General features: G+C 55.1%; 23 protein-coding genes and 1 pseudogene. 11 read left to right on the plus strand and 13 right to left on the minus strand.

Annotated features, from left to right (window positions below; genetic code table 11):
• Nucleotides 1-61: 61 nt before the first annotated feature.
• From GQS_RS09010 to GQS_RS09020, 3 genes are all read left to right on the plus strand, one after another.
• Nucleotides 62-1030: a ribose 1,5-bisphosphate isomerase gene (locus tag GQS_RS09010; protein WP_014013373.1), complete on the plus strand. Its 969-nt coding sequence runs from the start codon at nucleotides 62-64 to the stop codon at nucleotides 1028-1030.
• A gap of 96 nt (nucleotides 1031-1126) precedes the next feature.
• Nucleotides 1127-2404, plus strand: coding sequence for a hypothetical protein (locus GQS_RS09015; RefSeq protein WP_014013374.1), 1278 nt, complete (start codon nucleotides 1127-1129; stop codon nucleotides 2402-2404).
• A 5-nt stretch (nucleotides 2405-2409) separates the two neighbouring features.
• The gene (locus tag GQS_RS09020; RefSeq protein ID WP_014013375.1) at nucleotides 2410-3090 is read left to right on the plus strand and encodes a fibrillarin-like rRNA/tRNA 2'-O-methyltransferase; all 681 of its coding nucleotides are present in this window, start codon (nucleotides 2410-2412) and stop codon (nucleotides 3088-3090) included.
• 82 nt (nucleotides 3091-3172) lie between these two features.
• On the opposite strand, the gene GQS_RS09025 is transcribed toward GQS_RS09020, so the two are convergent.
• The gene (locus tag GQS_RS09025; RefSeq protein WP_014013376.1) at nucleotides 3173-5137 is read right to left on the minus strand and encodes a PEGA domain-containing protein; all 1965 of its coding nucleotides are present in this window, start codon (nucleotides 5135-5137) and stop codon (nucleotides 3173-3175) included.
• Nucleotides 5138-5325: 188 nt separating this feature from the next.
• On the opposite strand from GQS_RS09025, the gene GQS_RS09030 reads away from it, so the two are divergent.
• The 3 genes from GQS_RS09030 to GQS_RS09040 are packed head-to-tail and all read left to right on the plus strand — an operon-like array spanning nucleotide 5326 to nucleotide 7955.
• Nucleotides 5326-6378 (plus strand): hydroxymethylglutaryl-CoA synthase, encoded by a 1053-nt coding sequence (locus GQS_RS09030; protein ID WP_014013377.1) that lies wholly within the window; start codon nucleotides 5326-5328, stop codon nucleotides 6376-6378.
• 10 nt (nucleotides 6379-6388) lie between these two features.
• Complete coding sequence (locus GQS_RS09035; RefSeq protein ID WP_014013378.1) at nucleotides 6389-7549, plus strand: thiolase domain-containing protein; 1161 nt, start codon at nucleotides 6389-6391, stop codon at nucleotides 7547-7549.
• 1 nt (nucleotide 7550) lies between these two features.
• On the plus strand, nucleotides 7551-7955 hold the full coding sequence (locus GQS_RS09040) for a Zn-ribbon domain-containing OB-fold protein (protein ID WP_014013379.1): 405 nt from the start codon (nucleotides 7551-7553) through the stop codon (nucleotides 7953-7955).
• A gap of 17 nt (nucleotides 7956-7972) precedes the next feature.
• On the opposite strand, the gene GQS_RS09045 is transcribed toward GQS_RS09040, so the two are convergent.
• Together GQS_RS09045 and GQS_RS09050 are read right to left on the minus strand one after the other, a co-directional pair.
• Nucleotides 7973-8266, minus strand: a complete 294-nt coding sequence (locus tag GQS_RS09045; protein ID WP_048056568.1) for a hypothetical protein — start codon at nucleotides 8264-8266, stop codon at nucleotides 7973-7975.
• 17 nt (nucleotides 8267-8283) lie between these two features.
• Nucleotides 8284-8784: a GNAT family N-acetyltransferase gene (locus GQS_RS09050; RefSeq protein ID WP_048056664.1), complete on the minus strand. Its 501-nt coding sequence runs from the start codon at nucleotides 8782-8784 to the stop codon at nucleotides 8284-8286.
• 70 nt (nucleotides 8785-8854) lie between these two features.
• Between GQS_RS09050 and GQS_RS09055 the strand changes: the two genes are divergently transcribed.
• Entirely contained in the window at nucleotides 8855-9397 is a 543-nt protein-coding gene (locus GQS_RS09055) for a multiprotein bridging factor aMBF1 (protein WP_048056569.1), read from the plus strand.
• Nucleotide 9398: 1 nt separating this feature from the next.
• On the opposite strand, the gene GQS_RS09060 is transcribed toward GQS_RS09055, so the two are convergent.
• Nucleotides 9399-9821: a DUF356 domain-containing protein gene (locus GQS_RS09060; protein ID WP_014013383.1), complete on the minus strand. Its 423-nt coding sequence runs from the start codon at nucleotides 9819-9821 to the stop codon at nucleotides 9399-9401.
• Nucleotides 9822-10023: 202 nt separating this feature from the next.
• Between GQS_RS09060 and GQS_RS09065 the strand changes: the two genes are divergently transcribed.
• Nucleotides 10024-10596: a TATA-box-binding protein gene (locus GQS_RS09065; RefSeq protein WP_014013384.1), complete on the plus strand. Its 573-nt coding sequence runs from the start codon at nucleotides 10024-10026 to the stop codon at nucleotides 10594-10596.
• A 5-nt stretch (nucleotides 10597-10601) separates the two neighbouring features.
• Nucleotides 10602-11602, plus strand: a pseudogene (locus tag GQS_RS09070) (histone deacetylase family protein).
• A 20-nt stretch (nucleotides 11603-11622) separates the two neighbouring features.
• Here GQS_RS09070 and GQS_RS09075 read toward each other — a convergent pair.
• The 7 genes from GQS_RS09075 to GQS_RS09105 all read right to left on the minus strand — a co-directional run bounded on the left by GQS_RS09075 (nucleotide 11623) and on the right by GQS_RS09105 (nucleotide 22419).
• Entirely contained in the window at nucleotides 11623-12729 is a 1107-nt protein-coding gene (locus GQS_RS09075; protein WP_014013386.1) for an ATP-binding protein, read from the minus strand.
• Nucleotides 12730-12788: 59 nt separating this feature from the next.
• Nucleotides 12789-15068 carry an McrB family protein gene (locus GQS_RS09080; protein ID WP_238515753.1) on the minus strand — a complete coding sequence of 760 codons (2280 nt, stop codon included), beginning with the start codon at nucleotides 15066-15068 and terminating at the stop codon, nucleotides 12789-12791.
• Nucleotides 15065-16801, minus strand: coding sequence for a DUF2357 domain-containing protein (locus tag GQS_RS09085; RefSeq protein WP_014013388.1), 1737 nt, complete (start codon nucleotides 16799-16801; stop codon nucleotides 15065-15067). Before GQS_RS09085 ends, GQS_RS09080 begins: the two co-directional genes overlap by 4 nt.
• A gap of 56 nt (nucleotides 16802-16857) precedes the next feature.
• Complete coding sequence (locus GQS_RS09090) at nucleotides 16858-17466, minus strand: indolepyruvate oxidoreductase subunit beta (RefSeq protein WP_014013389.1); 609 nt, start codon at nucleotides 17464-17466, stop codon at nucleotides 16858-16860.
• On the minus strand, nucleotides 17463-19409 hold the full coding sequence (gene iorA, locus GQS_RS09095) for an indolepyruvate ferredoxin oxidoreductase subunit alpha (RefSeq protein ID WP_014013390.1): 1947 nt from the start codon (nucleotides 19407-19409) through the stop codon (nucleotides 17463-17465). The genes GQS_RS09090 and iorA overlap by 4 nt, the downstream gene beginning before the upstream one ends.
• An 11-nt stretch (nucleotides 19410-19420) precedes the next feature.
• Complete coding sequence (locus GQS_RS09100; protein ID WP_014013391.1) at nucleotides 19421-20800, minus strand: acetate--CoA ligase family protein; 1380 nt, start codon at nucleotides 20798-20800, stop codon at nucleotides 19421-19423.
• A 134-nt stretch (nucleotides 20801-20934) separates the two neighbouring features.
• Nucleotides 20935-22419: a sodium/proline symporter gene (locus GQS_RS09105; RefSeq protein WP_238515755.1), complete on the minus strand. Its 1485-nt coding sequence runs from the start codon at nucleotides 22417-22419 to the stop codon at nucleotides 20935-20937.
• A gap of 236 nt (nucleotides 22420-22655) precedes the next feature.
• Here GQS_RS09105 and GQS_RS09110 point away from each other — a divergent pair, with 236 nt between their 5' ends.
• Both GQS_RS09110 and GQS_RS09115 read left to right on the plus strand, forming a co-directional pair.
• Nucleotides 22656-23330, plus strand: a complete 675-nt coding sequence (locus GQS_RS09110) for a metal-dependent hydrolase (protein ID WP_014013393.1) — start codon at nucleotides 22656-22658, stop codon at nucleotides 23328-23330.
• 45 nt (nucleotides 23331-23375) lie between these two features.
• Nucleotides 23376-24380, plus strand: coding sequence for a cell wall-binding repeat-containing protein (locus tag GQS_RS09115; protein WP_014013394.1), 1005 nt, complete (start codon nucleotides 23376-23378; stop codon nucleotides 24378-24380).
• 107 nt (nucleotides 24381-24487) lie between these two features.
• Here GQS_RS09115 and GQS_RS09120 read toward each other — a convergent pair whose 3' ends face one another.
• Nucleotides 24488-24640 (minus strand): C2H2-type zinc finger protein, encoded by a 153-nt coding sequence (locus GQS_RS09120; RefSeq protein WP_238515757.1) that lies wholly within the window; start codon nucleotides 24638-24640, stop codon nucleotides 24488-24490.
• 64 nt (nucleotides 24641-24704) lie between these two features.
• On the minus strand, nucleotides 24705-25517 hold the full coding sequence (locus tag GQS_RS09125; protein ID WP_014013396.1) for a hypothetical protein: 813 nt from the start codon (nucleotides 25515-25517) through the stop codon (nucleotides 24705-24707).
• Nucleotides 25518-25557: the final 40 nt, after the last annotated feature.

Genomic DNA, 25557 nt, shown 5'->3' on the forward strand with positions numbered 1-25557 from the left:
CATAAAAAGCTCTATAAACCCTCCCAACATAATATGGGGTTACCAGCAAGGAGGGATGGAAATGCCTGTGGTTAACGAAGTGCTTGAGATTGCTCAGGAGATTAAGGATATGCGGATAAGGGGTGCGGGCAAGATAGGGCGATACGCGGCCTACGCCCTTCAGATTCAGGCCGAGAAGAGTGCAGCGACGGACGTTGATGCATTCTGGGACGAGATGAAGAAGGCCGCCAAGCTTCTCTACGAGACGAGGCCGACGGCGGTTTCCCTGCCGAACGCGCTCCGTTACGTCATGCACCGCGGTAAAGTGGCGTACGCCGGCGGGGCGGACCTTGAACAGCTCAAATTCATAGTCATAAACGCCGCGAAGGAGTTCATCCACAACTCCGAGAAAGCTCTTGAGAGGATAGGCGAGATGGGAGCGAAGCGCATAGAGGACGGCGACGTCATAATGACCCACTGCCACAGCAAAGCAGCGATAAGCGTCATGAAGACCGCATGGGAGCAGGGCAAGGACATAAAGGTCATCGTCACCGAGACGAGGCCCAAGTGGCAGGGCAAGCTCACCGCTAAGGAGCTCGCAAGCTACGGCATCCCTGTCATCTACGTCGTGGACAGCGCCGCGAGGCACTACATGAAGATGACCGACAAGGTGGTCATGGGAGCGGACAGCATCACCGTCAACGGCGCGGTGATAAACAAGATCGGCACAGCTCTCATAGCCCTCACCGCCAAGGAGCACCGCGTCTGGACGATGATAGCTGCGGAAACCTACAAGTTCCACCCCGAGACGATGCTCGGCCAGCTGGTCGAGATAGAGATGCGCGACCCGCACGAAGTCATTCCGGAGGAGGAGCTCAAGACCTGGCCGGAGAACATCGAGGTCTGGAACCCGGCCTTCGACGTCACGCCGCCTGAGTACGTGGACGTCATCATCACCGAGCGCGGAATAATCCCGCCGAGCGCTGCCATAGACATCCTCAAGGAGGAGTTCGGCTGGGCCCTCAAGTACACCGAGCCCTGGGAGGACTGAGGCTCTTCTCCTTTTCTTCCACTTCGTTCCACCGATAGGGCTTAAAAGGGGTATGCCTTTTATACTTCGGAAACAAAAACTGAAAGGGTGATGATAATGAAAGCTTACGTAGCGGAGAACGTCAGGGGCATCTACGCCTTTGACGAGAGCGGTAATCTCATTGATCAGAGGGTCTTCTCCGGAAGGCCGGAAGCGAGCCTTGACAGGCTTCTGAAGGGCGAGCCAAGCGATGAGCTGGTTTCTTTCCTTGACGAGCTCATGGAGAGGGGCTACGACGAGTTCGTGGTGGAAGACTCCGAACTGGGAAGGGCGCTGAAGGAGCTCGGCTACAACGCAACCGCCGAGTTCCCGAACATCGCCGGAGAGAAGCTCCGCTCAAGCCCGGAGGAGTTCCTCGGCGAGAACTGGTTCGACGAGTACTTTGGGGTTGGCGTTGCCCTGACCAGGCTCCGCATACAGGAGCAGAGCGGCGCGCGCGACAAGATGATAATCCAGGCCATCGAGGCCCTCGACGACATAGACAAGGTCACCAACCTCCTCGTCTCCAGGCTGAGGGAGTGGTACGGTCTGCACTTCCCCGAGCTCGATGAGATTCTGCCAAGGCACGAGCAGTACGTGGCTTTCGTCAAGACCGTTGGCTCGAGGGACAACGTCAGCGAGGAGAGGCTCAGGAGCCTTGGCTTCCCGGATTCCAAGGTGGAGAAGATACTGAAGGCTGCGGAGACATCCATGGGTGCTCCGCTCGGTAAGTTCGACAGCGACATCATAATGAAGCTGGCCAGCGAGATAAACGACCTCTACAAGCTCAGGAAGGAGATAGAGGACTACCTGGAGACGGCCATGGACGAGGTCGCACCGAACCTGAAGGCTTTAGTCGGCGCCAAGCTAGCCGCTCGCCTTATGAGCCTCGCTGGAGGCCTCAAGGAGCTCGCCATAATGCCAGCATCGACCATACAGGTTCTCGGTGCCGAGAAGGCGCTCTTCAGGCACCTGAGGAGCGGTGCCAAGCCGCCGAAGCACGGCGTCATCTTCCAGTACCCGGCCATAAACCGCTCGCCGTGGTGGCAGAGGGGTAAGATCGCGAGGGCTTTGGCAGGAAAGCTCGCCATAGCTGCCAGGGTTGACTACTTCTCCGGCGAGTACATAGCTGAGGAGCTGAAGCAGGAGATAGAGCAGCGCATCCAGGAAATAAAGCAGAAGTATCCGAACCCGCCCAAGAGGAAGGCCAAGCCCGAAAAGAAGAAGAAAAAGAAGAAGTTCAAGGGCAAGGAGAAGAAGGGCAAGGGCTTTGGCGGTAAGAAGAAGGAGAAAGCCGGAAAGGGTAAGAAGGGCGAGAAAGGCGGAAAGAAAAAGAAGAAGGGCGGCAAGAGGTGAGGTAGATGAGGATTAAGAAGCACAAGTTCCCCGGCGTTTACGTCTTCGTTGATGAGGACGGCAGCGAGAAGATAGCCACCAAGAACCTCGTTCCGGGCCAGAAGGTCTACGGCGAGAGGCTGATAAAGTCCGAGGGTGAGGAGTACAGGATATGGAACCCGAGCAGGTCGAAGCTCGGTGCGGCCATACTGAACGGTCTCAAGAACTTCCCGATAAAGCCGGGCTCAAAGGTCCTCTACCTCGGAGTCGCGAGCGGAACCACCGCCAGCCATGTCAGCGACGTCGTGGGCTGGGAGGGCAAGGTTTTTGGCGTTGAGTTCTCCCCGCGCGTCCTGAGGGAGCTGGTGCCCCTCGTGGAGGAGCGCAGGAACCTCGTCCCGATACTCGGCGACGCCACCAAGCCAGAAGGCTACCGCGCGCTCGTGCCGAAGGTTGACGTTATCTTTGAGGACGTTGCCCAGCCGACCCAGGCGAAGATACTCATAGACAACGCCAGGGTCTTCCTGAAGAGCGGCGGCTACGCCATGATAAGCGTCAAGAGCAGGAGCATCGACGTCACGAAGGAGCCCGAGCAGGTCTTCAAGGAGGTCGAGAAGGAGCTTTCTGAGTACTTCGAGGTCGTTGAGAGGCTTTCGCTTGAACCCTACGAGAAGGACCACGCGCTGTTCGTTGTGAGGAAGCCGTGAGGTGGTGTGTACCTACCCCTCTCCCTTTCTAATTGAACTTTTTTTGAGATCTTTAAAGGAGTGGAAAGAAATAAAATTCTTATTACCCACGCCTTTTGAGAATGGGGATTAGTGCAAGAGCAATTATCAGCGCAGGCCCGCAGATGCCGTTGTCATTGTTGGAGTCGGTTGTCGTGGTCTTGTTCTCGAATTGAACAGTGATTCCTACAGTTTCCCCTGCTTCGAGAGTTACGTTCATTACGTACTCTTTGTAACCATTCTTGGATATCGTCAGTGAATGAGTTCCTGGAGAGAGTTCGAGCGTTAAAGGCGTCGTTCCCCTGTATTTTCCGTTAATGTAAACATCAGCCCCGGAAGGATTGGAGGATACTTTGAACGTTGCAGGGATTGCAGATAATGTGGCCTCAACTTTAGTCGTTTTTCCAAGTTCGATATTTATTGTTTTCGTGTACTCCTTGTAATCTTCCATCTTGACTTTAATCGTATGCTCTCCCAAGGGAAGCTTATGATCAGTTATCGGAGTCGTCCCAAGGTAGTCTTCATCAACGTAAACCTCAGCACCTGGAGGGTTGGAGTAAGCGTCCAAATAACCAAACTTTGGCGTTAACGTTGCCGAGATGGTCTTCGTCTCTCCAGTTTCAAGGGTCACATTCACCGTATAGTCCTCGTAGTTAGTCCTAGAAAGCTCCACTGTGTAATTGCCGGAAGAGAGTTCAAGCGTTAGGGGAGTTGTTCCTCTGTACTTGCCGTTAATATAAACCTTCGCCCCAGAAGGTTCTGAAGAGACTTTCAGAGTAGTTTGCGGCCATTGTGTCTCCACAGTTGCCTCCGTGTTATGAACCTCAGCGTTCGAGGTGTTGATATTAACATTTGGTATTCCCCCTTGAGGATTAATCCACTCCACTTCAGCGTTACTGTCATGCACTTCTAGGGTTGCATTTTTCCATCCCCAGCCAGAATATTCTGGCGCTTCATCCACGTTAAACCTTGCGACGAGAAAATTTCCGCCAACTAAAACTGTAGTCCCATCAGGGAGAATCTTAATATCCTCTCCTCCTACCCGCTTAGCCCACTTGAGCTTTCCGTCTGGGTTCAATCTTAGTAAATCACTTCCAACCACAATAATATCCTCATTCGGTGCAAGGACGACCGCATAAGCAATGTCTTGATAATTTCCACTGTAGGTTTTCTGCCATCTTGCGTTGCCGTTGGAATCAAGCCTAAGAACCCATGTGGCACCACTAGAATCACCAAAGCTGCGGGTATGCCCTGCCACAATTATGTCCCTGTTCTCAGCAATGGCAACTGCATTAGCCACATCTGAAAGTCTACCTGAGTAGGTTTTCTGCCATTTTATATTACCCGTAGAATCAAGGCTGAGAACGGAAACATCCCCACCGGCATTACCCACCACAATAATATCCTTATTTGGATCCAGAGCAACCTCAGTAGCCCACTCTTCACCACTTCCTCCGTAAGTTTTTTGCCAGTTCACATTACCACCAGAATCAAGTCTGAGGACCCAAATATCGCTCATCCCAGCCCCGAAGCTTCTAGTGCCTCCAGCCGCAATTATGTCCCCGTTCGAAGCTATTGCAACCGCTCTACCCCAATCTGAGTTCCGGCCACCATAAGTTTTTTGCCATTTCACATGACCTTCCTTGTCTAAACGGAGAACCCACAGATCGCTCTTTCCAGCGCCGAAGCTTGTATCACCCACTACAATTATATCCCCGTTCTCGGCAATGGCAACTGCATGGGCCCTATCCCAACCTTTTCCTCCGTACGTCTTCTGCCATTTCACATTACCCTTGGAATCAAGCCTGAGGACCCAAACGTCGTAACTGCCAGCGCCGAAGCTTTCGGTATAACCCACTACAATAATATCCCCATTGTCGGCGATTGAAACAGCACGCGCATAATCTTTGGCATATCCTTCGTATGTCTTGGCCCAATATTCTGTGGTTTCAGCGTTGACACTCCCTGACGTTATCATCAGCGCCCCTAGAATGAGGGCAATCTCAATCAATACAAGAATTTTTTTCATTTTTGCACCTCGAGACGACATTAAACAAGTGTGCCTTTAATCACACTCACTTAATTATGCTCATACGGTGCTAATAGTCTTTTCCATCGCTAATCGTCGAAAAAACCTTTCACTTTCACCGAAAGACTTTTATAACTCGCTCATGAACCTTAGGCGAAGTTACGTTCAACTTTTGTAGGTGATGCCCCATGAAAAAGCTCCTGAAGCCAAGGCGCGAAGTCGGCATCGTCGGCTACGGTGCCTACGTCCCGATGTATAGAATCAAGGCAGAGGAAATCGGAAGGGTGTGGGGGATTTCGAGCTTCCCTATCCAGGAGAAGTCCGTTCCCGGTCTCGACGAGGATACCATCACAATAGGCATTGAGGCAGCGAGAAATGCCCTTAAGAGGGCTAAAATCGATCCCAAACTCATCCGTGCAATCTGGCTCGGCACCGAGAGCAAGCCCTACGCGGTCAAGCCGAGCGGGACCGTTATAGCAGAGGCGATCGGGGCCACCCCCGACCTGGATGCAGCTGACTTCGAGTTTGCCTGTAAGGCTGGAACCGAGGCACTCCAGGCCGCCATAGGCTTCGTCGGCTCCGGAATGGCCGACTACGCGATGGCCATCGGTGCGGACACATCACAGGGAAGGCCCGGCGACCACCTGGAGTTCACGGCTTCCGCCGGAGGTGCCGCCTACATCATCGGCCCGAAGAGCTCCGACACCCTCGCTTACTTTGAGGCAAGCTACTCCTACGTTACAGACACCCCCGACTTCTGGAGGAGGCAGCACGAGCACTACCCGAGGCACGGCAACAGGTTCACCGGCGAGCCGGCGTACTTCCACCAGATAATAAACGCCGCCAAGACCCTCATGGAGGAGCTTGACTACTCCCCGAACGACTTCGACTACGCGGTCTTCCACCAGCCAAACGTCAAGTTCCCGCTCACCGCCGCCAAGATACTCGGAATCCCGAAGGAGAAAGTCCTCCCTGGACTGCTCAGCGGAATAATCGGCAACACTTACAGCGGTGCGACCCTTGTCGGCGTTTCGGCCGTTCTCGACATAGCCAAGCCTGGCGACAGGATCCTCTGGGTGAGCTTCGGAAGCGGTGCCGGAAGCGACGCCTTCAGCCTTGTCGTCCAGGACGCCATTGAGGAGAAGCGCGACCTCGCCCCGAAGACCATGGATTACGTGAACAGGAAGAAGTACATAGACTACGCCCTCTACGCGAAGGCGAGGAGGAAGTACATCCTGTGAGGTGGTTGAGATGAGGAAGGCGGTCATAATTGGTGCCGGAATGGTTCCGGTTGGCGAGCACTGGAAGCTCTCACTCAGAGATATAGCGGTTGAGGCCCTTCTCAACTCGATGGACGACGCTGGAATCGACAAGGTGGATTCCCTCTACGTTGGAAACATGGCCTCCGGCTCCTTCGTCGAGCAGGAGAACCTCGGGGCCCTCATAGCGGACTGGGCGGGCCTTGGCCACATACCTGCGGTCAAGGTAGAGGCCGCCTGCGCCAGCGGCGGTGCCGCGGTCCAGGAGGGTGTTAAGGCCGTCCTCAGCGGCCTTGAGGATGTGGTTGCCGTCGTTGGAGTCGAGAAGATGACCGACGCATGGCCGAGCGACGCGACTCGCTATTTGGCCTACGCGGCAGATGCCGACTGGGAGCTCTTCCACGGGGCGAGCTTCGTCGCCCTCAACGCGCTCATCATGAGGCTCTACATGAAGGAGTACGGCTACACAGAGGAGGACCTCGCCCTCTTCGCGGTCAACGCCCACGCCAACGGTGCTAAGAACCCCTACGCGATGTTCAAGAGGTCGATCACCGTTGAGACCGTCATGAAGAGCCCGTATGTGGCGGACCCGCTCAAGCTCTTCGATGCATCGCCGGTCTGCGACGGTTCCGCGGCGGTTATAATCACTACTCCTGAGAAGGCGAAGGAGCTCGGCGTTCCGAAGGAGAAGTGGGTCGAGGTTGCCGGAATGGGGCGCGCCATAGACACGATCAACCTCGCCAACAGGGAGGACTTCCTCACGCTCAAAGCCGCCAAGGTCGCCGCCGAGAGGGCCTACAAGATGGCCGGCGTTGAGGCCAAGAACATCGACTTCTTCGAGGTTCACGACGCCTTCACCGTCATGGCGGCACTCAGCCTCGAGGCCCTCGGCGTTGCGAAGAAGGGTGAGGGAGCGAAGCTGGCCAAAGAGGGACAGATAGCCATCGACGCCGACTACCCGATACAGACCATGGGAGGTCTCAAGGCTCGTGGTCACCCGGTCGGAGCCACGGGAGTTTACCAGACCGTTGAGGCCGTCCTTCAGCTCCGCGGTGAGGCGCCGAGCCAGGTGCCTGACGCGGAAATCGGCCTGACTCAGAACATAGGTGGAACTGGTTCGAACATAACCGTTAACGTCTTTAGGAGGGTCTGAAATGGCGCGCCCGATGCAGGTTTCCCGATACTGGAGGCACTTCCGTGAGAAGTACAGGCTCATCGGCGGGAAGTGCGAGAACGGCCATGTGCACTTCCCGAAGAGGTCCGTCTGCCCGGTCTGCGGCTCGAGGGAGATCGAGGAAATCGAGCTGAGCGGCAGGGGCAAGGTTCTCAGCTGGACCATCGTCAGGAACCCGCCCAGCGGCTTCGAGTACTACAAGCCCTTCCCGCTGGCGCTCGTGGAGCTCGAGGAGGGGCCTGTCGTCCTCGCCCAGCTGACCGACGTTGATCCTGAGGAGATAGACTTCGGCATGGAGGTCGAGGTCGTCACCAGGAAGATAATGGAGTTCGAGGAGGACGGAATAATCCTCTACGGCTACAAGTTCAGGCCTCCGCTGAAGTGAGGCTTTTTCTGCTTCTTTTATGCCTTTTCTATCCTCATCCTGTCCCCGTTCTCGAACTCCATCTCCAGCTTTCCGCGCTCCATTCTGACCCTGACGCCATCAACGGTGGCTTCCAGCCTCCCCTCCTTCGCCTCGACGCCCAGCATCTCGGCTATCTCCTTAACGCTCTTCAGGGAGCCTTTAACGGTCGTTTCCAGGGTCTCGCCCTCGCTCTCTATGACGACCTTCAGCCTGCCTTTACCCTCACGTATGAAACTCTCCTCTTTCAACTTCATCACCTTCTCTGGACTCGGGGGGCTTATGCAGGGCATCCACACCCCTCCACACTTCATTCGGAAGCGTTCCCCTCTTTTCTCTTCAGGTCTTTCACCATGCGCACCCATATCCCGCTCTGGCCGACTTTCTTAAAGCCGTAGTCCTCGTAGAATCTGATGGCACCCTCGTTTTTCTCCCCGACCCACAGCTCCACCCGGTCGGTGCGTTCCCCGAGGTACTCCAGGCACTTCTCCATCAGCATGTGGCCTATGCCGTGTCCCTGGAACTTCTTGTCGAGCACGAACTCGTGGACTGCCCCGACGGTTCTCCCCTCGTACTTGCTGTACCAGTCCGCGTCGCAGACTATGAAGCCCGCTATCTCGTCGCCGATCTTGGCGATGAAAAAGCCGTCCTTTGCCTTGTTCCAGCACCACCGGAGGTAGCGCTTCGCGTAGCCCTCTCCCTCGCCGCCGTACTCGCGCATACCCTCGTAGCCCCTCATGTATATCTCTATGAGCCTTTCCAGCGTCTCTTGGTCAAGCTTGGGGAGCCGCTCTATCTTCACTTCCGCCATCGATATAAGCTCATCGTGGGGTTTAAAAAGCATGACTCCCAGCCTTAAGTGGAGCAAGAAGGTGATTGAGATGGGGAAGGCCAAGCCAAGGTACTGTGAGATATGCGGGGCGCCGATAAGAGGTCCCGGTCACAGGATAAGGATCGAGGGGGCGGAAGTTCTCGTCTGCGACCGCTGTTATGAGAAATACGGTGGAAAGAAGCCCGGAACCTTCAGCATCATGCCGACCGGCAGGCAGCCGACGAGGAGAACCTATTCACGGCCGGCCAGACCGAGGCCCGCTCCGAGGCCGAGGACGGAGAGGCCGCTCTACACCGAGGAGATAGTTGAGGATTACGCCGAGAGGGTTTACAGGGCAATACAGCGCTCGGGGAAGAGCTACGAGGAGCTCTCCCACGAGGTCGGGCTCTCAATGAACGACCTCCGTGCCATCGCCCACGGCCACCGCGAGCCGACGATAAAGGAAGCGAAAAAGCTGGAGAAGTACTTCAAAATAAAACTCATCGAGACCTCCGGGGAGGAGGTTCTAGAGAAGAAGAGCATCCCGAGGGACTACGAGCCGACGCTCGGTGACATAGCCAACATCAAGATCAAGAAGCGGAAGAAGAAGTGAGTCAGAGTTCATCCAGTTCTTCGTTCTCCATCTCTTTCTCGCGCTTCTTCCTCAGCTCCTCCGCTCTGGTTCTCTTCGGCGGGTGGAAGCCTTTGAGCTTCTCGAAAGTTCCCCAGAGGCGCATCAGTTCTTCCCAGACTTCGGTATCGGGGGGAATCACGAGGACGTGCGCGGGTGGGTGTATGTCCATAAGCCTGCCTATTGCCTTCGCCGGCGCGAGGTCTATCTGGGCGATCACGTGGGCCCTGAAGCGCCTCCTCGGCTTCTCGCCGCTTATCTTCTCAAAGGCCCAGTCCGAGAGGGCGGGGGGAATAATCCTCGGGTCGCCGCGTATCTGCATTCCCCCGTAGCGCACCAAGTCTGCGAGGGCTATGCTGGCCTTCTGGAAGTTGTCGGTCCTTACTAAAACCATCGTGTTTCTCATGGTCTCACCACCCCCAGCTCTGCCCAACACCTTTTAAGCCTTCTTGATTTTTAGTTACCAGCACTTAAGAAATTTTCAACCCCTGCCTGAACACTTGTGTGCATTTTCTCCGCTCCCCTGGCCGTTGTGACCTAAACCTTTAAAAACTCAATCCGCCTCATTTATAAAGGGTTTTTAAACCCACCATCTGGAGGTGTAAGCCTTGGTCGACATGAGCAATGTAAAGCTCAGGATTGAAAACATCGTCGCTTCTGTGGACTTATTCACCCAGCTCAACCTTGAGAAGGTTATTGAAATCTGCCCCAACTCCAAGTACAACCCCGAGGAGTTCCCCGGCATAATCTGCCGCTTCGAGGAGCCCAAGGTTGCTCTTCTGATATTCAGCTCAGGTAAGCTCGTCGTCACCGGCGCAAAGAGCGTCGAGGACATAGAGCGCGCCGTCAACAAGCTCATCCAGATGCTCAAGAAGATAGGCGCCAAGTTCGCCCGCGCCCCGCAGATAGATATCCAGAACATGGTCTTCAGCGGCGACATAGGCATGGAGTTCAACCTCGATGCCGTCGCTCTGAGCCTGCCGAACTGTGAGTACGAACCCGAGCAGTTCCCCGGCGTTATCTACCGCGTTAAGGAGCCGAGGGCTGTGATACTGCTCTTCTCTTCGGGCAAAATCGTCTGCTCCGGAGCGAAGAGTGAGCACGACGCCTGGGAAGCCGTTAGAAAGCTCCTCCGCGAGCTGGAGAAGTACGGTCTCATCGAGGAAGAGGAGGAGTGGTGAAGGCTTTGGCCTTCTCCGTTATCTATTCTCCCGTTTTTCTGGAGCACAAACCGGAGAACTACCATCCCGAAAACCCTGAAAGGCTGCTGAGGGCCGTCAAGGCTCTCCAGCGGCTGGACCTCTGGAAGCCGGTCGAACCGGTTCCCGTTCCCGGGGAGGAGCTTCTGAAAGTTCATTCAAAGGAATACGTTGAGCTCGTGAGGGAACGGAGTAAGGGCTTCTCATACCTCGACCCCGATACCTACGTCTCCCCTGGCACGTGGGAAGCGGCTTTGAGGGCCTTTGGCGCTGCTAAAAAGGCGGTAGAACTAGCGCTCAATGAGAAAGGACTTTACCTGGCACTCGTCAGGCCGCCGGGCCATCACGCTGGGAAATCTGGAAGGGCTTTCAACGCCTCGACTTTGGGCTTCTGCATCTTCAACAACGCCGCATACGCCGCGAAGGTTGCGGAGGATCTGGTTGGGAAGGTTTTGGTCATAGACTTCGACGCCCACCACGGCAACGGGACGCAGGAGATACTCTGGGACGATGGGGAAGCCGTTCACATAGACCTGCACGAGCGTGAGGTCTTTCCCTGGAGCGGCTACGAGCACGAGGTTGGTGGCAAAGGTGCTGAGGGGACGAAAATCAACCTGCCGATGCCCCACTATGCGGGAGACGATGACTTCATCTACGCCTGGAACGAAGTCGTCCTGCCGGTTCTTGCCCAGTTCAGGCCGAAGCTCGTGATTATCTCGGCGGGCTTCGACGGCTTCCTCGGCGAGAACCTGACTACTCTTCGCCTTAGCGAACTCTTCTTCGCCTACGCCGGCTCTACACTATCGCGCTACCCGCTCGCGGTGATTTTCGAGGGTGGCTACTCCGTCGGCCTCGACCGGGGTTTGCCCGCCTTCATCAGGGGTACCTCAGCGGTGAAATCCGTGAGGTTCCTGTGAGTCCGTCCTACGAGGCCCTCAGAACAGTCGCGCGGGTGAAGGAGATAGGGTCTGAGTGGTGGGAGCTGTAGCTTACCCGGGGGTAAGGAACTTACCCGGGGGTAAGTTGGAGGCCCTTAATGACCTCCTCAACAACCGGGTCGGGAATGACGTACCCATCGGCGCTTTTATCCAGGTAGCCGTACTTCACCAGGTTCTTCAGGAGACTGGAGAACTTTGAGTCGTTTATCCTGCCCACTTTGAACTCCAGATACTCCTTTATATCGCTCCACCTTTCGTTGCCCATTGCAACGGCCTTAAGTATGAGCCCGTATCGCTTGCTGTGTGAAAGCAGGGAGGAAAGTTCATCCAATACCAGAGCCTGTGCTCTGTGGAACAGCTCATTCAAGGCATCCCTTTCCGGGAGCTTTCGGATTCCCCTGAGGTAGCCGTACATGCTCAGCCAGCCCACGATTCCGTCAAGTTTATCAACGGCTCGTTCGAGCTCCGAAGGGCTTATATTGATTCCAAGCTCTTTGAAACCCGTCTCCAGGAACTCGATGCTCCGTTCCCGGCTGAATCTCTCCAGCGTTATTTCCCTGGCGTACCTGCCGAAAAGCGGTTTCTTTGGATTATCAAGGCCAAGGAAGTCGTGGAGCATTCCAACCTCCGAACCCGTTAGAACGAAGGTTAAGTTTGGAAGGTTATCAACGGCATACGCTATCAGCCCATCGTACTGTATGCCGGAGAGCCGGAGATACTGGGCTTCGTCAAACGCTATGATAACCCGTTTTCCTTCACTCTCCGCCCAGGAGTCTACCTTTTCAAGGATTTCAGCTAGGTCGGGCTTCTTCTCGAACTCCACGTGAACTCCCGAGAGACGAATTCCCCGGATTGATGAAATTGCCTCCGTCATGCCGAGCCTGAGCTTTCCACTTGGGGGAAGGGATCCGATGAGCGAACTCAGGATTCTTTTCGCGAGGATTTCCTGCGGAATGGAACCGTGAGTGAAGTACAGGGAGCGAACGTCTATTTTGGCGTAAGGATAGCTTGATTCTGAGAGGGCCACGTTGAGGAGGGAGCTCTTTCCAAGACGTCGTATGCCCAGGATGAGAACCAGCCTCTCTTTGAGCTTCAAGGCCTCGTTAAACGCCTCAAGTTCTCTTTCTCTATCGTACAGGTCCTCTTTCCTTGTTTTAGGTTGAAGGTCGAACAGCAACTTACCCCACCGTAAGTTACTTACCCGGGGGTAAGTTATAAGGGTTTTGGAAAAAAGAATCAACTGAAGCTCGCGAAGCCTATCTCGTAGAGCTGGCGAAGCATGCGAAGGGCTTTTTTAGCCGTGTGCTTGAAGCGGAAGTTCTCCTTTTGGGTTTCCCAGTTTTTGAGGAGGTCCATAACCTCCTCTCTCCTGAGCTCCCGGACGTCAATTCCTGCGTTCTCTGAGAGACACAGCCCCAAAACGGCCTTTAGTGGTTCTTCGAGCTTCTTTCTGTTCCCGTGGAACTTGGGAAGAACCTTCATGAGAAGTGCAAGGTCGAAGATTTCGTCGTCACTCTCAAACTCGACGATTCCGTTTTCCCAACTCTCCCTGGCGCTCTGGACAAACAGTGCAATCTCATCAACGACGCGGTAGCCGAAGTGCATGTCGTATGGCTCGAGGGCTTTGTTCAGTTCAGTGAGAATCCTCCAGTACTCCCTGTTTTTAGCGTCCCTTAGCTCCTTAACCGCTTCGTTTATCCCCTCTTTCGAACGCGCGAGGAACTGGCCGCTCTTACCGCGGAGGTCTTCCAGTATTGAGGCCCTTAGAGCTTCAACGGCTTCGTTGGGCAGTCTACTTTCCCCGCTCTCCGGTGGGTATCCCTCAAGCTCGACATCGTGGAACTCTATTGTGAAAGCCCTGTCGAGAACCTTTGGGCTGAACGAGTAAGTGGTCTCGTCCATGTTCACCGTCCCGATGATGTAAAGGTTGGGCGGGAGGAAGAGTTCCTTGGGGATGCCCTCTTCTTCAATCTCATCAACGTCGTGGAGCCTCAGGGGCTCCCTTGTGAATCCGTCCTCGTCTCTTCCGCTCTCGAGAACGCTGAGGAAGTCGGCGAAGTAGTACTCAACGTGGGCGAGGTTCATCTCATCGAGGATTACGAAATATGGGGTAGCATTGCCCCTGTTGTTTTCATAGTCTTTGATGGCTCTCATGATGAACTTCAGGAGGCTGGTTTTGTGGTATCCTCCCGTCAGGGGATTGTAGTAGCCGAGCAGTGGTTTGGAATCACGCCAATCAGGGCGGACCGAGAGGAACAGGAAGTTTTCCTTTGAATGATCCAGAAGCTCCGCCAGCTCCTGAACGATCTTTGTTTTACCTGTGCCCGTGAGGCCGGAGAGTATTATGAAGCCCTTGGTTTTGAGGGCGGTGTAGAACTGGGAGACGAGATGGAGTGGGTAGAGGTAGCCTCTTTTGACAAGATACCTGGTGAGGATCGATTCATGTTTATGCTCCTCATTGGGGTGGCGTTGTGAAGTACTTGTAATCATACGATTTCCCACCTCCCCTAACATCTCAAGAAGTTTCCCTGTCGTGTCAGGATCCAACAGGTTACTAAACATAGGTCTGGAATACCATTCGCCGTTCTCTTTAATGAGGGCATCTAACCCAGTAATGCCTTCGGTGGGAATGGGTTTCAGAAGAAAAACCTTTCTATATCTTCCAGTTTTGCCCCAATACTTGAAGTCAAATTCGTTACAGATAACTGACCATGAAGAAGCGTACAGACTCAATAATTTTTTCTCTTTTCTAATTCCAAAGAGAACGATGTCACCAATGCTGGGGACTTTTTCATCAACTTTTCTTCCCCAAGCTCTCGTGAATCCTGCATTATAGAGCTCCGGTCCCTTGTCTCCAAAACACTCTTTGATGACGTTTATGTCCACTTCTTGGTTCACGGTTTGTCTGTAATTCTTTGAGGGTTGTGATTTAAATGTCTGTATGAATATCTTCCTGTCCTTGAGCCACCAGCCAAAATGGTCAGCTTCTAGAAGAGTTACCTTTTTCCCACAAATTTGAAACATAATGTTCCTAAGCAATTCCAATCTCTTCAATACCTCTGAGTATCTCTTTGGTTGTCCCCAGCCAAATAACTCAAAGTACCAATTTGTTGTGTTGTTCCAAGGAGCAAAGTATTTCGGGTAATAAAAGGCTAAGGCTTCTGTCAATGACCCTTTCCCTAGTCCCTCAATTCCTTCTTGCCATGTTTCTAAAATTTTGTCAATGTCCTTTCTAATGTCCTCGGGTGATGTTGAAATGAGAATTGATACAAACTTCTCCATGATTACATCTAGTCTTTCTTTGTTTCGAAGGTGAAATCTCTGGAGATTTCTGCCAGAATACAAAAGACTAAATGCCTTCTTAAGCAGGTTATAGTCTTTATTTCTCGCTGCCTGTTCTATCAATTCTTTAAATTCTCTTGGACTGTTATTCAGCCAGCCTAAATTTTCTTTGTCAATGTCGAGATGCAGACAGTATAATCTTATCAAACCCCTAAGAGTTTTTTCGTTAATCATTGTACCACCTCCGGAATAAAACTCAAGTATCCAACTCCTTTCATCTTTAACAGCTCATCAAGACTAAACGCATGGGAAGATACGTGAAAGCTAAAAAATGGATATAATTTAAATCTAAAATCTTTTTTGTCATTTTTTCTTAATCTATGCTCAATCATGGTGAAAAGCCCACTAATTGTTCCAATATCCGCAAAGCCATTTCTACGGTGTTTAGATTCCTCAAAAAACACACTCTTCCTTCCAGGATACAGCACCACCGCAAACCTGCATCCCTTCAAGGCGTCCCGGTATGTGTGCATCTTGTAGATGTCCTCCAGCTTTGCCCACGTTTCGTATCTCCCGGTTTTCTCGGCGTTCTCGTCCAGTTCATCGAAATTTTCAATTTCCATGCTTTCGTCCACGGCATCAAGCTTGAACTTGGCGTCGAAGACCCCCACGAGCTGTGTGCCTTTGCTACTTGGATTGCCTGTGAAAAGCGAGAAATCTGGCCTGAGCGTCACCGAGTAGCTCCACTTTCCTGGAGTCAGCCGCTTGTTGTAGTAGAGCCGCCAGCCGTTGTCGAACTGGGCGTAAACGTCCCCCCTTTCTGAGAGTTCGCCTGCAGGTGTAACGACAATCCTGAGTCTCTTTTCTCCAAGGACCTCACCAAGTTCCTCAACAAGCCTGAAGAAAGCCCAGTACTCGTAAAGCTTCGCTACGTCCCTGCTGTCTACGGCCCTCTTCACTTCCTCAAAGAACGGAACGTAAGATGTGAACTCCCTGTAAAGCTCAAGCAGGTCGCGGTAGCCGTCGCCCTTCAAAAGCGTCTGGGAGGTGTACGGGAAGAGCGTCATCTCTCCAATGTCTTCCCAGACCCCGTCGCTTTTAATGAACTCAAGCTCTTTGAGGAGTTCATTAACGGGATCAAGTTCTGCCGTGGGGTTGCTTCCAAAGGTCTCAACGACGCGCTCGCTCCATTCAACGAGCATGTTGAGGAAATATTTGACAAATCGATTTTCCCGCGTGTCTGTGCTCTCGTACCGCCGGAATCCAATAACCTGTGTCGGGATGTAGCCGTCGAGGTGTTTCCGGAGCAAAACGTCTCCTCCCGCGGGGGCGAGGTATTCCGGGTGCTGGGCAATGGATAGGAGCGTTTCTGGAGTCACTTCATCGATCTCGTGGGGCCTCAACCATTCCTCCTCCGCCACCAGCTCCCTCTTCATGCGGTGCTTTACCGTTTCAAAGGCTCCGATGATTCGTTCACCGTTTGTTTGGAGGTAGTGGTAGGCAAAGAGTTCGTTGATGGGTTCATCACTCTCAATGACCGTGAAAGCCGTTGGTGATTCCAGCTGGAAAGGCATGCTGACTGAGTACCTTACAACGTCTCCCGTGAGGAGCTCTATAAAGGAGTCCTGAATCTCCGCGAGCCGTTCTACCCAGTGACCGTCCAAGGACGAGAACCTTTTGGGGTACATCTTTGAGAGCTTGAGGGAGAGGACCTTTGCTGGGCGTTTAAAACAGATTTCTCCGTTTTTGATTCCCACTACCTCGGTGTCCCCGATAAAATTGCCGATTGACACTAGGAATGACCCGTTCTTCAGCTTTCTTGCCTTTGCCTTGCCGATAAAGACCTCGTCCGCGTCAATCTTCAGGATGTAACTGATCCATTCAAAGAGGTACCATCTCTCCTCATCCGAAAAAGCCCAGCACGCACTTTTGGTGGAGGTTATTACATCTCCATCCGCACACCTCAATCAGGAACACCAGAAAGTTACTAACGCTCGAAATTAATAAAAATTGTGGAAGGGCATCAGAGCCCCAGCATCTCTTTTGCGGCCTGGACACCGAGGTCGAAGGCCTTCATGTTCACATCGACGGCCTTCGGCGGGACGCTGACGCGGATGACCTCCTTGACGTGCTCCGCGGAGAGCGGGAAGCCGGGCGTCTGGGTCAGCGCTCCTATGAGAACGACGTTGGTCGTTATCACGTGGCCGGCCTTGACCGCGAGGTCCTCTGCGTCGAAGGCCATGAACTTGGCCTGGAAGTCCTCCTCGACGACCTTCTTTATCTCGTCGAGGCTCGGATAGGTGGCCAGGCCCATCGAAACCTGGACCGGCGGTATCGGCCTGGCGTTCGTGAAGACAAGGCCACCCTTCTTGAGGTAGTTGATGTAGCGGAGCGCCTCGACCGGCTCGAAGGAGAGGATAACGTCCGCCTTCCCCTCGGGAACCATTGCGCCGTAAACCTCCTCTCCAAAGCGGACGTAGGCGATGACCGAACCAAAGCGCTGGCTCATTCCGTGGACCTCTCCCATCCTGACCTTGTAGCCGGCGCGGAGGGCGGCCCAGCCGAGAAGGTTGGCGGCGGTGAGGATTCCCTGGCCGCCAACTCCGGTGATAACGATGTTGTACTCCTTCATATCTCTCCCTCCCTGACCTTCTCAAAGGCATCGAACGGACAGATCTGCGCACATCCGCCGCAGCCCCAGCACATGAGCTCGTCTATCTTGGCCTTTCCGGTCTCGGCGTCCCAGTAGATGGCCGGACAGCCGTAGGCGTTGATACATATCTTACAGCCGGTACACTTCTCCTCGTTGACCTGATAGAGCGGCCACTGTATCCTGGCCCTCCTGAGCTCTCCTATCCTGTGGAGGGCACAGACGCGCCTGCTGACGACGACGCTCACTCCCTCGACCTGGAGGGCCCTCTTCATGGTCTCGACGGTCGACTTGATGTCGTATGGATCGACGACCTCGACGAAGTCGGCGCCGAGCGCCTTGGCGACCTCCTCGATCTTTATCTGCTTGCCTGGCCCGTGCGGTGTATCACCGGTTCCCGGGTTCGGCTGGTCGCCGGTCATTGCAGTGACGAGGTTGTCGACAACGACTATGAGGACGTTGGAGCGGTTGTAGATCGCGTTGGCAAGGGCCGGAAGTCCGGTGTGGAAGAACGTCGAGTCACCTATCGTTGCCACGATGACCTTCTTCTCCTTGCCGGTCTTGCGCTGCTCCTCAGCAACGGAACCGTTGAGGGCTATGCTGAGGCCGTGGGCGACACCGATTGAACCGCCCATCGCGACGGTCGTGTCAACGGCCTTGAGCGGCGGGAGGACACCGAGGGTGTAACAGCCTATGTCGCTCGGGAATATGGCGCGCGGCGTGGCGGCCTTCTTTATGGCGTAGAAGGTGTTCCTGTGCGGACAGGCGGGACAGAGGCTCGGCGGCCTCGGCGGAACCATGGCCTGGACCTTCTTGTACTTCTCGTCGAGCTCCTCGAAGTTTATCGGGGTCTCAAGGCCGAGGAACTTGGCTACGGCCTCGACGGCCCTCCTGGTGGTCATCTCGTAAATCCTCGGCACGAGGTCCTTTCCGTGGATCGGGATCTTCAGCCCCTTGTCGTAGGCCCAGGTCTTGACCTGCTCCTCAACGACCGGCTCGAGCTCCTCAACGATGAGGACCTTCTCGAGACCGTCGAGGAACTTCTCAAGAAGGCCGTACGGGACCGGGAACGGGGTTCCGAGCTTGAGAATCTTCACGTTCTCGACGCCGAGCCAGTGAAGGGCTTCCTTCACGTAGGAATATGCCAGTCCCGGAGCGATGATACCGACCTTGGCGCTCTCGTCGCCCTCTATCCAGTTGAACGGGCACTCGTTGAGCTCCTCGCGGATCTTCTCTATCTTCTCGAGTATCTGCGGGTGGAAGCGCCTCGAGTTGGCGGGTATGTCGACGAACCTGCTCGGGTCCTTCTTGAAGTTTCCAAACTTCCTCTTGCCCTGCTTTATCTCCTCTGGCAGCTCTCCGAGGACTATGTCTCCCCTGGCGTGCGACGTTCTCGTGGTCGTCCTCAGGATGACGAAGTGCTTGAACTTCTCGCTCAGCTCAAAGGCGTACTTAGTCATCTCCTTGGCTTCCATCGGGTCGCTGGGTTCGAGAACGGGGACGTTGGCGAACTTCGCGTAAACCCTGGTGTCCTGCTCGTTCTGGCTGCTCCACATGCTCGGGTCGTCGGCGACCATTATGACGAATCCGCCCTCAACGCCCATTCCAACGGCGCTCATGAAGGTGTCGGCCGCGACGTTCAGTCCAACGTGCTTCATGGCCGTCATGGCCCTGAGGCCGCTCCAAGCGGCGGAAAGGGCAGTTTCAAAGGCGACCTTCTCGTTGGTGGAGTACTCCATGTAGACTCCTGCCTTCTTTGCCACCATCGCCATCGTATCGGTAAGCTCTGAACTGGGGGTTCCCGGGTAGGCCGCGTAAACCGCTATGTTGGCCTCGAGGGCACCCCTCGCTATGGCCTGGTTGCCGAGGAGTATGACCTTCTCCCCGGGCTTGTCCCACAAAACCATGTCGGTAACCTTCGCCATCCAAAATCACCTCACTCCTCTTCCTTCAAAACTCCCTTAGCCTTTGCAAACTCCACGAGGGCATAAGCCGCGGCGGCCGCGTCCTCCGGCCTCTCGTAGCTCGGAATGCCTGCCTTCTCGAGAACCTCCTTCGCGGGCTCGCTCACGTAGCCTGCCATGAACAGACCGAGAACCGGCTTGCCGTTGTTGACCTCCTTAACCGCCTTCACGACGCCCTCCGCGTGCTCGGTTGGCGTCATGCCCGCGAAGGTCGGAACGACACAGATGCTGATGAGCATGTCAACGTTGGGGTCTTCGAGGAGAAGCTTTGCGGTCTTGTAGTAGTCCTCTCCCCTTGCAGAGGCTATCATGTCAACGGGGTTCTTGACTGCTGCCATCGGCGGGAGGAACGAACGGAGTTCCTCAATGGTTTTCTCCTCGAGGTCTGCCAGCTTCAGCCCGCGCTTGTCTATCTCGTCCGCGGTGAGGACTCCCGGTCCACCGGCGTTGGTCATTATGGCGACGCGGGTTCCCTTCGGCAGCGGCTGGGTGAAAGCGCGAGCCATGCTTAGCATGTCGTCTATCGTGTCCGCGACGATTATTCCGCTCTGCTTGAAGGCCGCCTCGTATATCTTGTACGAGCCGGCGAGTGAACCCGTGTGGCTTGAAGCCGCCCTAGCCCCGCTCTCGCTCTTTCCTGCCTTGAGAACTATGACGGGCTTCTTCTTGGTAACGCGCTTGGCTATCTCCATGAAGGCCCTTCCGTCCTTGAGACCCTCTATGTAGAGCGCGATTGCCTTGTCCTCCTTGGTGTCTGCCAAATACTCCATGAACTCGGAGAAGTCAACGTCCGCCATGTTGCCGATGCTGACGAACTTGGAGAAGCCTATTCCCTCCTTGACGGTCTTGTAGATTATTCCCGCCCCGAGGGCGCCGCTCTGGCTTATGAAGGCTATATCGCCCCTCTTCGCGTCCATCACGAAGGTGGCGTTCATAGAGTTGTGGGTGTTCATTATACCAACGCAGTTGGGGCCGACTATGCGCATGCCGTACTTATGGGCTATCTCGACCAGCTCGCGCTCCTCCCTCTTGCCCTCCTCGCCGACCTCACCGAAGCCGGCCGTGATTAGGATTATTCCCTTGACGTCCTTCTCTCCGCAGTCCTCTATGGTGCCCTTGACGAAGCGCTTCGGAACGACGACGACCGCCAGGTCAACTTCGTCCGGGATGTCCTTCACGTTCTTGTAAGCCTTGACGCCCTGAACGACCTCGTCCTTGACATTCACCGGGTAAACCTTGCCGTCCCTGTAATCCTTAAGGTTCTTGAAGACCTCGTAGCCGAGCTTGAGCGGGTCGTTGGATGCTCCGATAACCGCTATAGCCTTTGGCTTGAAGAAGTAATCAAACGTCATCACATCACCGGCCTAAACTCGGCGGAATTCTATATAAGCTTTCCTAAAAAGGACAGCGAGGTAAATATGGGCATGGTAGAGGAAAAGTAAAGCCCCGATGGGCTAAAAAGGACATCAATGGATAAAAACAAAACTCAGGCGGTGGCGGCTGCCTCCTTGGGTTTCAGAGCGTAGGTCGCTATCACCGCAACCACGGCGGTCACGATGAAGGTCATGAGCCTCGCCGAGACGACCTTCTCAAGCCCCGAGCTGATCCAGAAGATGGTGAACAGCAGTCCCGTTACGATGGTCGGCGGGACGGCCCTTCCGTGGAACCTCTTCCAGAACAGCGTCATTATGACTATCACGGAGAAGGTGTCGCCTATTCCGGCCCAGGTGTAGCCAACGATGGTGTAGATGAGCTTTGACGGCACGAGGTATGCGGTAACGAGCGCTATGACGCCCAGGGCGACGGTGGTAATTCTCGAGAGCTTGAGGCTCCTCTTCGGGTCGAATTCCTCCTTGTAAACGAAGGGCTTGAGCAGGTTTTCAGAGAGCTCGGTGGCGGAGAGTATGAGCAGCGAGTCAGCCGTCGAGAGCATGGCCGCTATCGCACCGGTTATGAATATCGCCGCGAGGAAGGGCGGGAACAGCTTCAGCATGACCGAGGGCATAACGGCCTCCTGATCCTCGAGGCCAGTCGGGCCGAAGATGGCTATTCCAATCCATCCTATGAGGAGGGCACCGATGTAGGCCAGTATGGTCCAGCTGACGCCGACGTTCCTGGCGAGTTTAGCGTTCTTCTCGTCCTTGATTGCCATGAACCTGATGCTGAGCTGGGGCATTCCACCGAGGTAGCCGAAGAACCAGGAGAACTCGGCTATGACGAAGACGAACGCCGCGCCACCAACGAGGCCGCCGAGGATCGTGGAGTACTCGGGCCCGGACATCTCCAGGGCGCTGGAGACCGAGTGGGCGAAAACATCCGGGTGGTTGGCGATGTAGACGAGACCGACTATTGGTGCTATGGTGAGGGTGAGTATCATGACTATCGCCTGGACGGTGTCGGTGTAGGCGACGCTCTTGAGGCCTCCGAGGACGGTGTAGGGCAGGATTATCACCGCGGTTATCAGCATTCCGATCTTTGGATCAACGCCGAAGAGGGCGCTCAGAGTCTTTCCGCCGCCGAGGAACTGGGCACCGACGTAGAAGAAAAAGAAGAACACCACTGTAACGCTGCCGAGGATTCTTATCCACTTCTCGGCGTCGGAATGGCGCCTGGCGATGTAGTCGATGAACGTGGTAGCGTCGTACTTCTCGGCCTCCCTCCTGAGCCTTCCGGCGAAGACGGTCCACGCCACGATGATACCGGCCACACATCCGACCGCAACCCATATCGCCGAGAGACCGGCGGCATAGGCGAAACCTGGGAGGCCCAAGAGTGCCCACGCCGACTCACCGGTGGCGCGCTCTGAGAGAGCCGCTATCCAGCCCGGAAGCTGTCTGCCCGCGATGGCGAAGTCCTTGCCGCTCTTTGCCTTTCTTCCCTGGTAAACCCCGAACCCTATCAAAAACGAAAGGTACAGAACCAGAACAATCAGTATTTGAGTCTGGCCCTCCATTATTGAATCACCACTCATATTCAACACTGTTCATGTTCATAAATCTTGTCCTTTTTTGTACAGGAATGCATTTTTATGTCTCACTAAAGCGCGTTCCGTTACATTGTACTTCGGTTACTACCCCAGTTCTCATAATCTACTGCCCTCGTAATTTGGGCTGAGGGGAAGTGGTCGTACCGTTCGGTGACGGTCTCTGAAGCCGCAACCCGAAAGACTTAAGTTAGTCCAGGTTATTATATCCGCGGGGTGGTTTCATGGTGAAGGTGAAGTTTCTGGGCCACGCTGCCTTTCTGATCGAGGGGAGCAAGAGGATTCTGATAGACCCCTTCCTGACAGGCAATCCAGCGGCCGCAGCCAAGCCCGAGGAGGTTGAGGCGGACCTGATACTCGTGACCCATGCCCACGGCGACCACATCGGCGACGCCCCCGCGATAGCCAGGAGAACCGGGGCGAAGATAGTTGCCATGTACGACATAGCCAACTACCTCGTTGAGAGCGAGAGCGGCATAACGACCATCGGCATGAACTACGGTCCGACGGAGGTTGACGGGGTCAAGATCGTTCAGGTTCCGGCCTGGCACTCCAGCAGCGACGGCAAGTACAGCATAGGAAGCGCCTGCGGATACATAATCGAGCTCGACGGCGTCAGGATTTACCACGCCGGCGACACCTTCGTCTTCAGGGACATGGAGCTCTTCGCCGAGCTCTACGGGCCGATAGACGTTGCCCTGCTGCCGATAGGCGGCCACTTCACGATGGGACCGCGCGAGGCCGCCAAGGCCGTGGAGTTCCTGAGGCCGAAGAAGGTCGTGCCGATGCACTACAACACCTGGCCCCCGATTTCAGCCGACCCCGAGGAGTTCAGGAGGCTGGTCGGCGACAAAGCGGAGGTCGTAATCCTCGAACCCGGCGAAACCCTGGAGCTTTGAAAAACCTTTTAAGGGCCTTTTCCCACCCTTTTTTCAGGTGATGGAATGGTTAAACGGGCCGTTGCTCTGATGCTCATCCTGCTGGTGTTCTCATCCTTCATGCTTCCGCTCTCCTCCGCACAGGATACGAAGGAGGGGCCAAAGTACGACCTTATAATCGTGAGAAACGATGATTTAATCGATTACATCATCGCCCTCCCCTACGCCAAGATGCTGGACGTCCCGATACTGCCCGTGAACCGCGAGGAACTCGATCCCGGAACAATCGCCCAGCTCCAGAGCTACGCCCAGTTCGGCTGGAACCACGTCCTTATAATCGGTGACTCCCAGGCCATCAGCGACAAGGTCCAGGATGAGCTCCTTGAGATGGGCTTCGTAGTCGAGAGGATAGGCGGTGCGGTTAGGACGGAAACGGCGGCAAAGCTTGCACTGCACTTCTATCCCAACGGACACGACACGGTCGTCGTCGCCAGCTCCAGCGACTACGGCTCGGCCCTCGCCGCCGCGAGGTGGGCCATGATATACGGATACCCCTTCCTCCTGACCCAGGAGGATGCCCTCTCCGACTCAACCGCCGACGCCATACAGAAGCTCCACCCTGACCTCGTCGAGCTCATGGGAGCCGGCATGTCCAAGGACGTCCAGAAGAAGATAGAGGCGATGGGCTACCAGACCTACTGGGTCCGTGAGAACCTTGAGATAGAGATACCCGCCCAGCCCAAGGAGACCAACTGGGTGATGATAGCGGCCGCGGTGCTGCTCTCACTGGCCGTGGCGGTTCCGGTTTCGCTCTACTACGCCAAGAAGAAGTGGTCCGCCAACAGGGTGCCCATCGAGGTGCTGACCGAGAAGGAGCGCATAGTTGTGAACGCCATACTCGAGAAGGGCGGTACGGTCAAGCAGGAGGAGCTGCCGGAGCTGACGGGCTACTCGAGGCCGACGATAAGCAGAATCATCCAGGAGCTGGAGAAGAAGCAGCTGGTCGAGAGGGAGAAGGTGGGGAAGACCTTCATCGTGAGGCTCACGAAGGAAATAATAATCAGGGACTAACGGTCGGAAAGCCCTACCGCTCATCACTTTTTTCAGCCCTGGCTGTTCTCCTCATCCCGGGGGATGTTAAAGAACCGAAACCGGGAAAATGGCGGAAGAACAGGGAATCACTTCCTGAACAGGTGCCCGTGGGCCCTGTTCACGTGCCTGGTGTAGTCCTTAGACGTTCTGAAGAGCCTTCCGCAGCGCGGGCAGCGGTAGTAGCGGGTGCCGTCGCGGTCGTAGAATATAACCGCCTTCAGCTCCGCCACTTCCACCACCTCCGGACCTAGGTGAGAAAAGTCCTTTTAAAATTTTACGGAGGGATAGGGGAGGAGAGGGGAATCAGACCCATATCCTGTTGCCCTTCACCTTCAGGTAGCCGAGGCTCTGGAGCTCCTTGAGGAAATCCTCTACGGCATCTTCGTCGAAGTATATGTTCACCCTCTCGCGCTCGCCCTCAACGACTATCGGTTCCCTCTCCATTATGGCCTCCATCAGCTCGTTCTTGCGCCTGTGCCTCTCGGCCAGCTCCAGTATGACGTCCGCCAGAACCGACCGGGCTATGCCGTCGAACATCGCCTCGACCACGCTCTCCTCCGTGGCGTACTCCTCCGCTATCTCAAGCGCCGCCTCGACCAGTTCCCTGTCGACCTCCATAACCTCGACGAAGTACCTCTTTTCGAGGGTGTACTCCGTCACCATGCCCGTTTTGAAGCGCTCCTCTATATCCTCCAGGTACTCCTCGATATCGTCTATGGGGAAGCGTAGCTCCACCTTGAGGACGTCCAGGGGCACCGTTTCGTTCAGAACGAGCGTTCCGTCTTCCTCGGCAACTGCCCCGGCCTCCATAAGGGCCGTGACCACTATCAGCTTTCCGAGGTCCGATTCGTCAAAGAGCCTCTCCAGGCTCTTCTTCTCCCCTACTTTCCAGTCTCGGGTTATCTCTTCGTACGCCAATCTGAGCTCATCCAGGGCGGCCTCAACGGGCTCTATCCCCTCCGCTTTCTCAAGGAGCTCGGCGTAGGTTCCCTCTATGACGACGTAGTGTGATATCTGGGGGGAGACCTCCTCCCGGGTTCTGTTCATTATCCCCGCCCTGCTCAGCTCCCTGGAGAGGGCGTTCATATCCTCCCTGCTAAGGACTTCCAGCCTCAATCGCCTCACCGAAAAAAGAACGGCGAAATGGTTATAACCT

The sequence above is a fragment of the Thermococcus sp. 4557 genome (genome assembly GCF_000221185.1).
GTDB lineage: Archaea > Methanobacteriota_B > Thermococci > Thermococcales > Thermococcaceae > Thermococcus.

Excerpts from the sequence above, each read along its gene's own strand:
- GQS_RS09010 (WP_014013373.1), top strand. The coding sequence starts at position 62 with ATGCCTGTGGTTAACGAAGTGCTTGAGATTGCTCAGGAGATTAAGGAT.
- GQS_RS09015 (WP_014013374.1), top strand. The coding sequence starts at position 1,127 with ATGAAAGCTTACGTAGCGGAGAACGTCAGGGGCATCTACGCCTTTGAC.
- GQS_RS09020 (WP_014013375.1), top strand. The coding sequence starts at position 2,410 with ATGAGGATTAAGAAGCACAAGTTCCCCGGCGTTTACGTCTTCGTTGAT.
- GQS_RS09025 (WP_014013376.1), bottom strand. The coding sequence starts at position 5,137 with ATGAAAAAAATTCTTGTATTGATTGAGATTGCCCTCATTCTAGGGGCG.
- GQS_RS09030 (WP_014013377.1), top strand. The coding sequence starts at position 5,326 with ATGAAAAAGCTCCTGAAGCCAAGGCGCGAAGTCGGCATCGTCGGCTAC.
- GQS_RS09035 (WP_014013378.1), top strand. The coding sequence starts at position 6,389 with ATGAGGAAGGCGGTCATAATTGGTGCCGGAATGGTTCCGGTTGGCGAG.
- GQS_RS09040 (WP_014013379.1), top strand. The coding sequence starts at position 7,551 with ATGGCGCGCCCGATGCAGGTTTCCCGATACTGGAGGCACTTCCGTGAG.
- GQS_RS09045 (WP_048056568.1), bottom strand. The coding sequence starts at position 8,266 with ATGCCCTGCATAAGCCCCCCGAGTCCAGAGAAGGTGATGAAGTTGAAA.
- GQS_RS09050 (WP_048056664.1), bottom strand. The coding sequence starts at position 8,784 with ATGGCGGAAGTGAAGATAGAGCGGCTCCCCAAGCTTGACCAAGAGACG.
- GQS_RS09055 (WP_048056569.1), top strand. The coding sequence starts at position 8,855 with ATGGGGAAGGCCAAGCCAAGGTACTGTGAGATATGCGGGGCGCCGATA.
- GQS_RS09060 (WP_014013383.1), bottom strand. The coding sequence starts at position 9,821 with ATGAGAAACACGATGGTTTTAGTAAGGACCGACAACTTCCAGAAGGCC.
- GQS_RS09080 (WP_238515753.1), bottom strand. The coding sequence starts at position 15,068 with ATGATTAACGAAAAAACTCTTAGGGGTTTGATAAGATTATACTGTCTG.
- GQS_RS09090 (WP_014013389.1), bottom strand. The coding sequence starts at position 17,466 with ATGAAGGAGTACAACATCGTTATCACCGGAGTTGGCGGCCAGGGAATC.
- iorA (WP_014013390.1), bottom strand. The coding sequence starts at position 19,409 with ATGGCGAAGGTTACCGACATGGTTTTGTGGGACAAGCCCGGGGAGAAG.
- GQS_RS09100 (WP_014013391.1), bottom strand. The coding sequence starts at position 20,800 with ATGACGTTTGATTACTTCTTCAAGCCAAAGGCTATAGCGGTTATCGGA.
- GQS_RS09105 (WP_238515755.1), bottom strand. The coding sequence starts at position 22,419 with ATGAGTGGTGATTCAATAATGGAGGGCCAGACTCAAATACTGATTGTT.
- GQS_RS09110 (WP_014013393.1), top strand. The coding sequence starts at position 22,656 with ATGGTGAAGGTGAAGTTTCTGGGCCACGCTGCCTTTCTGATCGAGGGG.
- GQS_RS09115 (WP_014013394.1), top strand. The coding sequence starts at position 23,376 with ATGGTTAAACGGGCCGTTGCTCTGATGCTCATCCTGCTGGTGTTCTCA.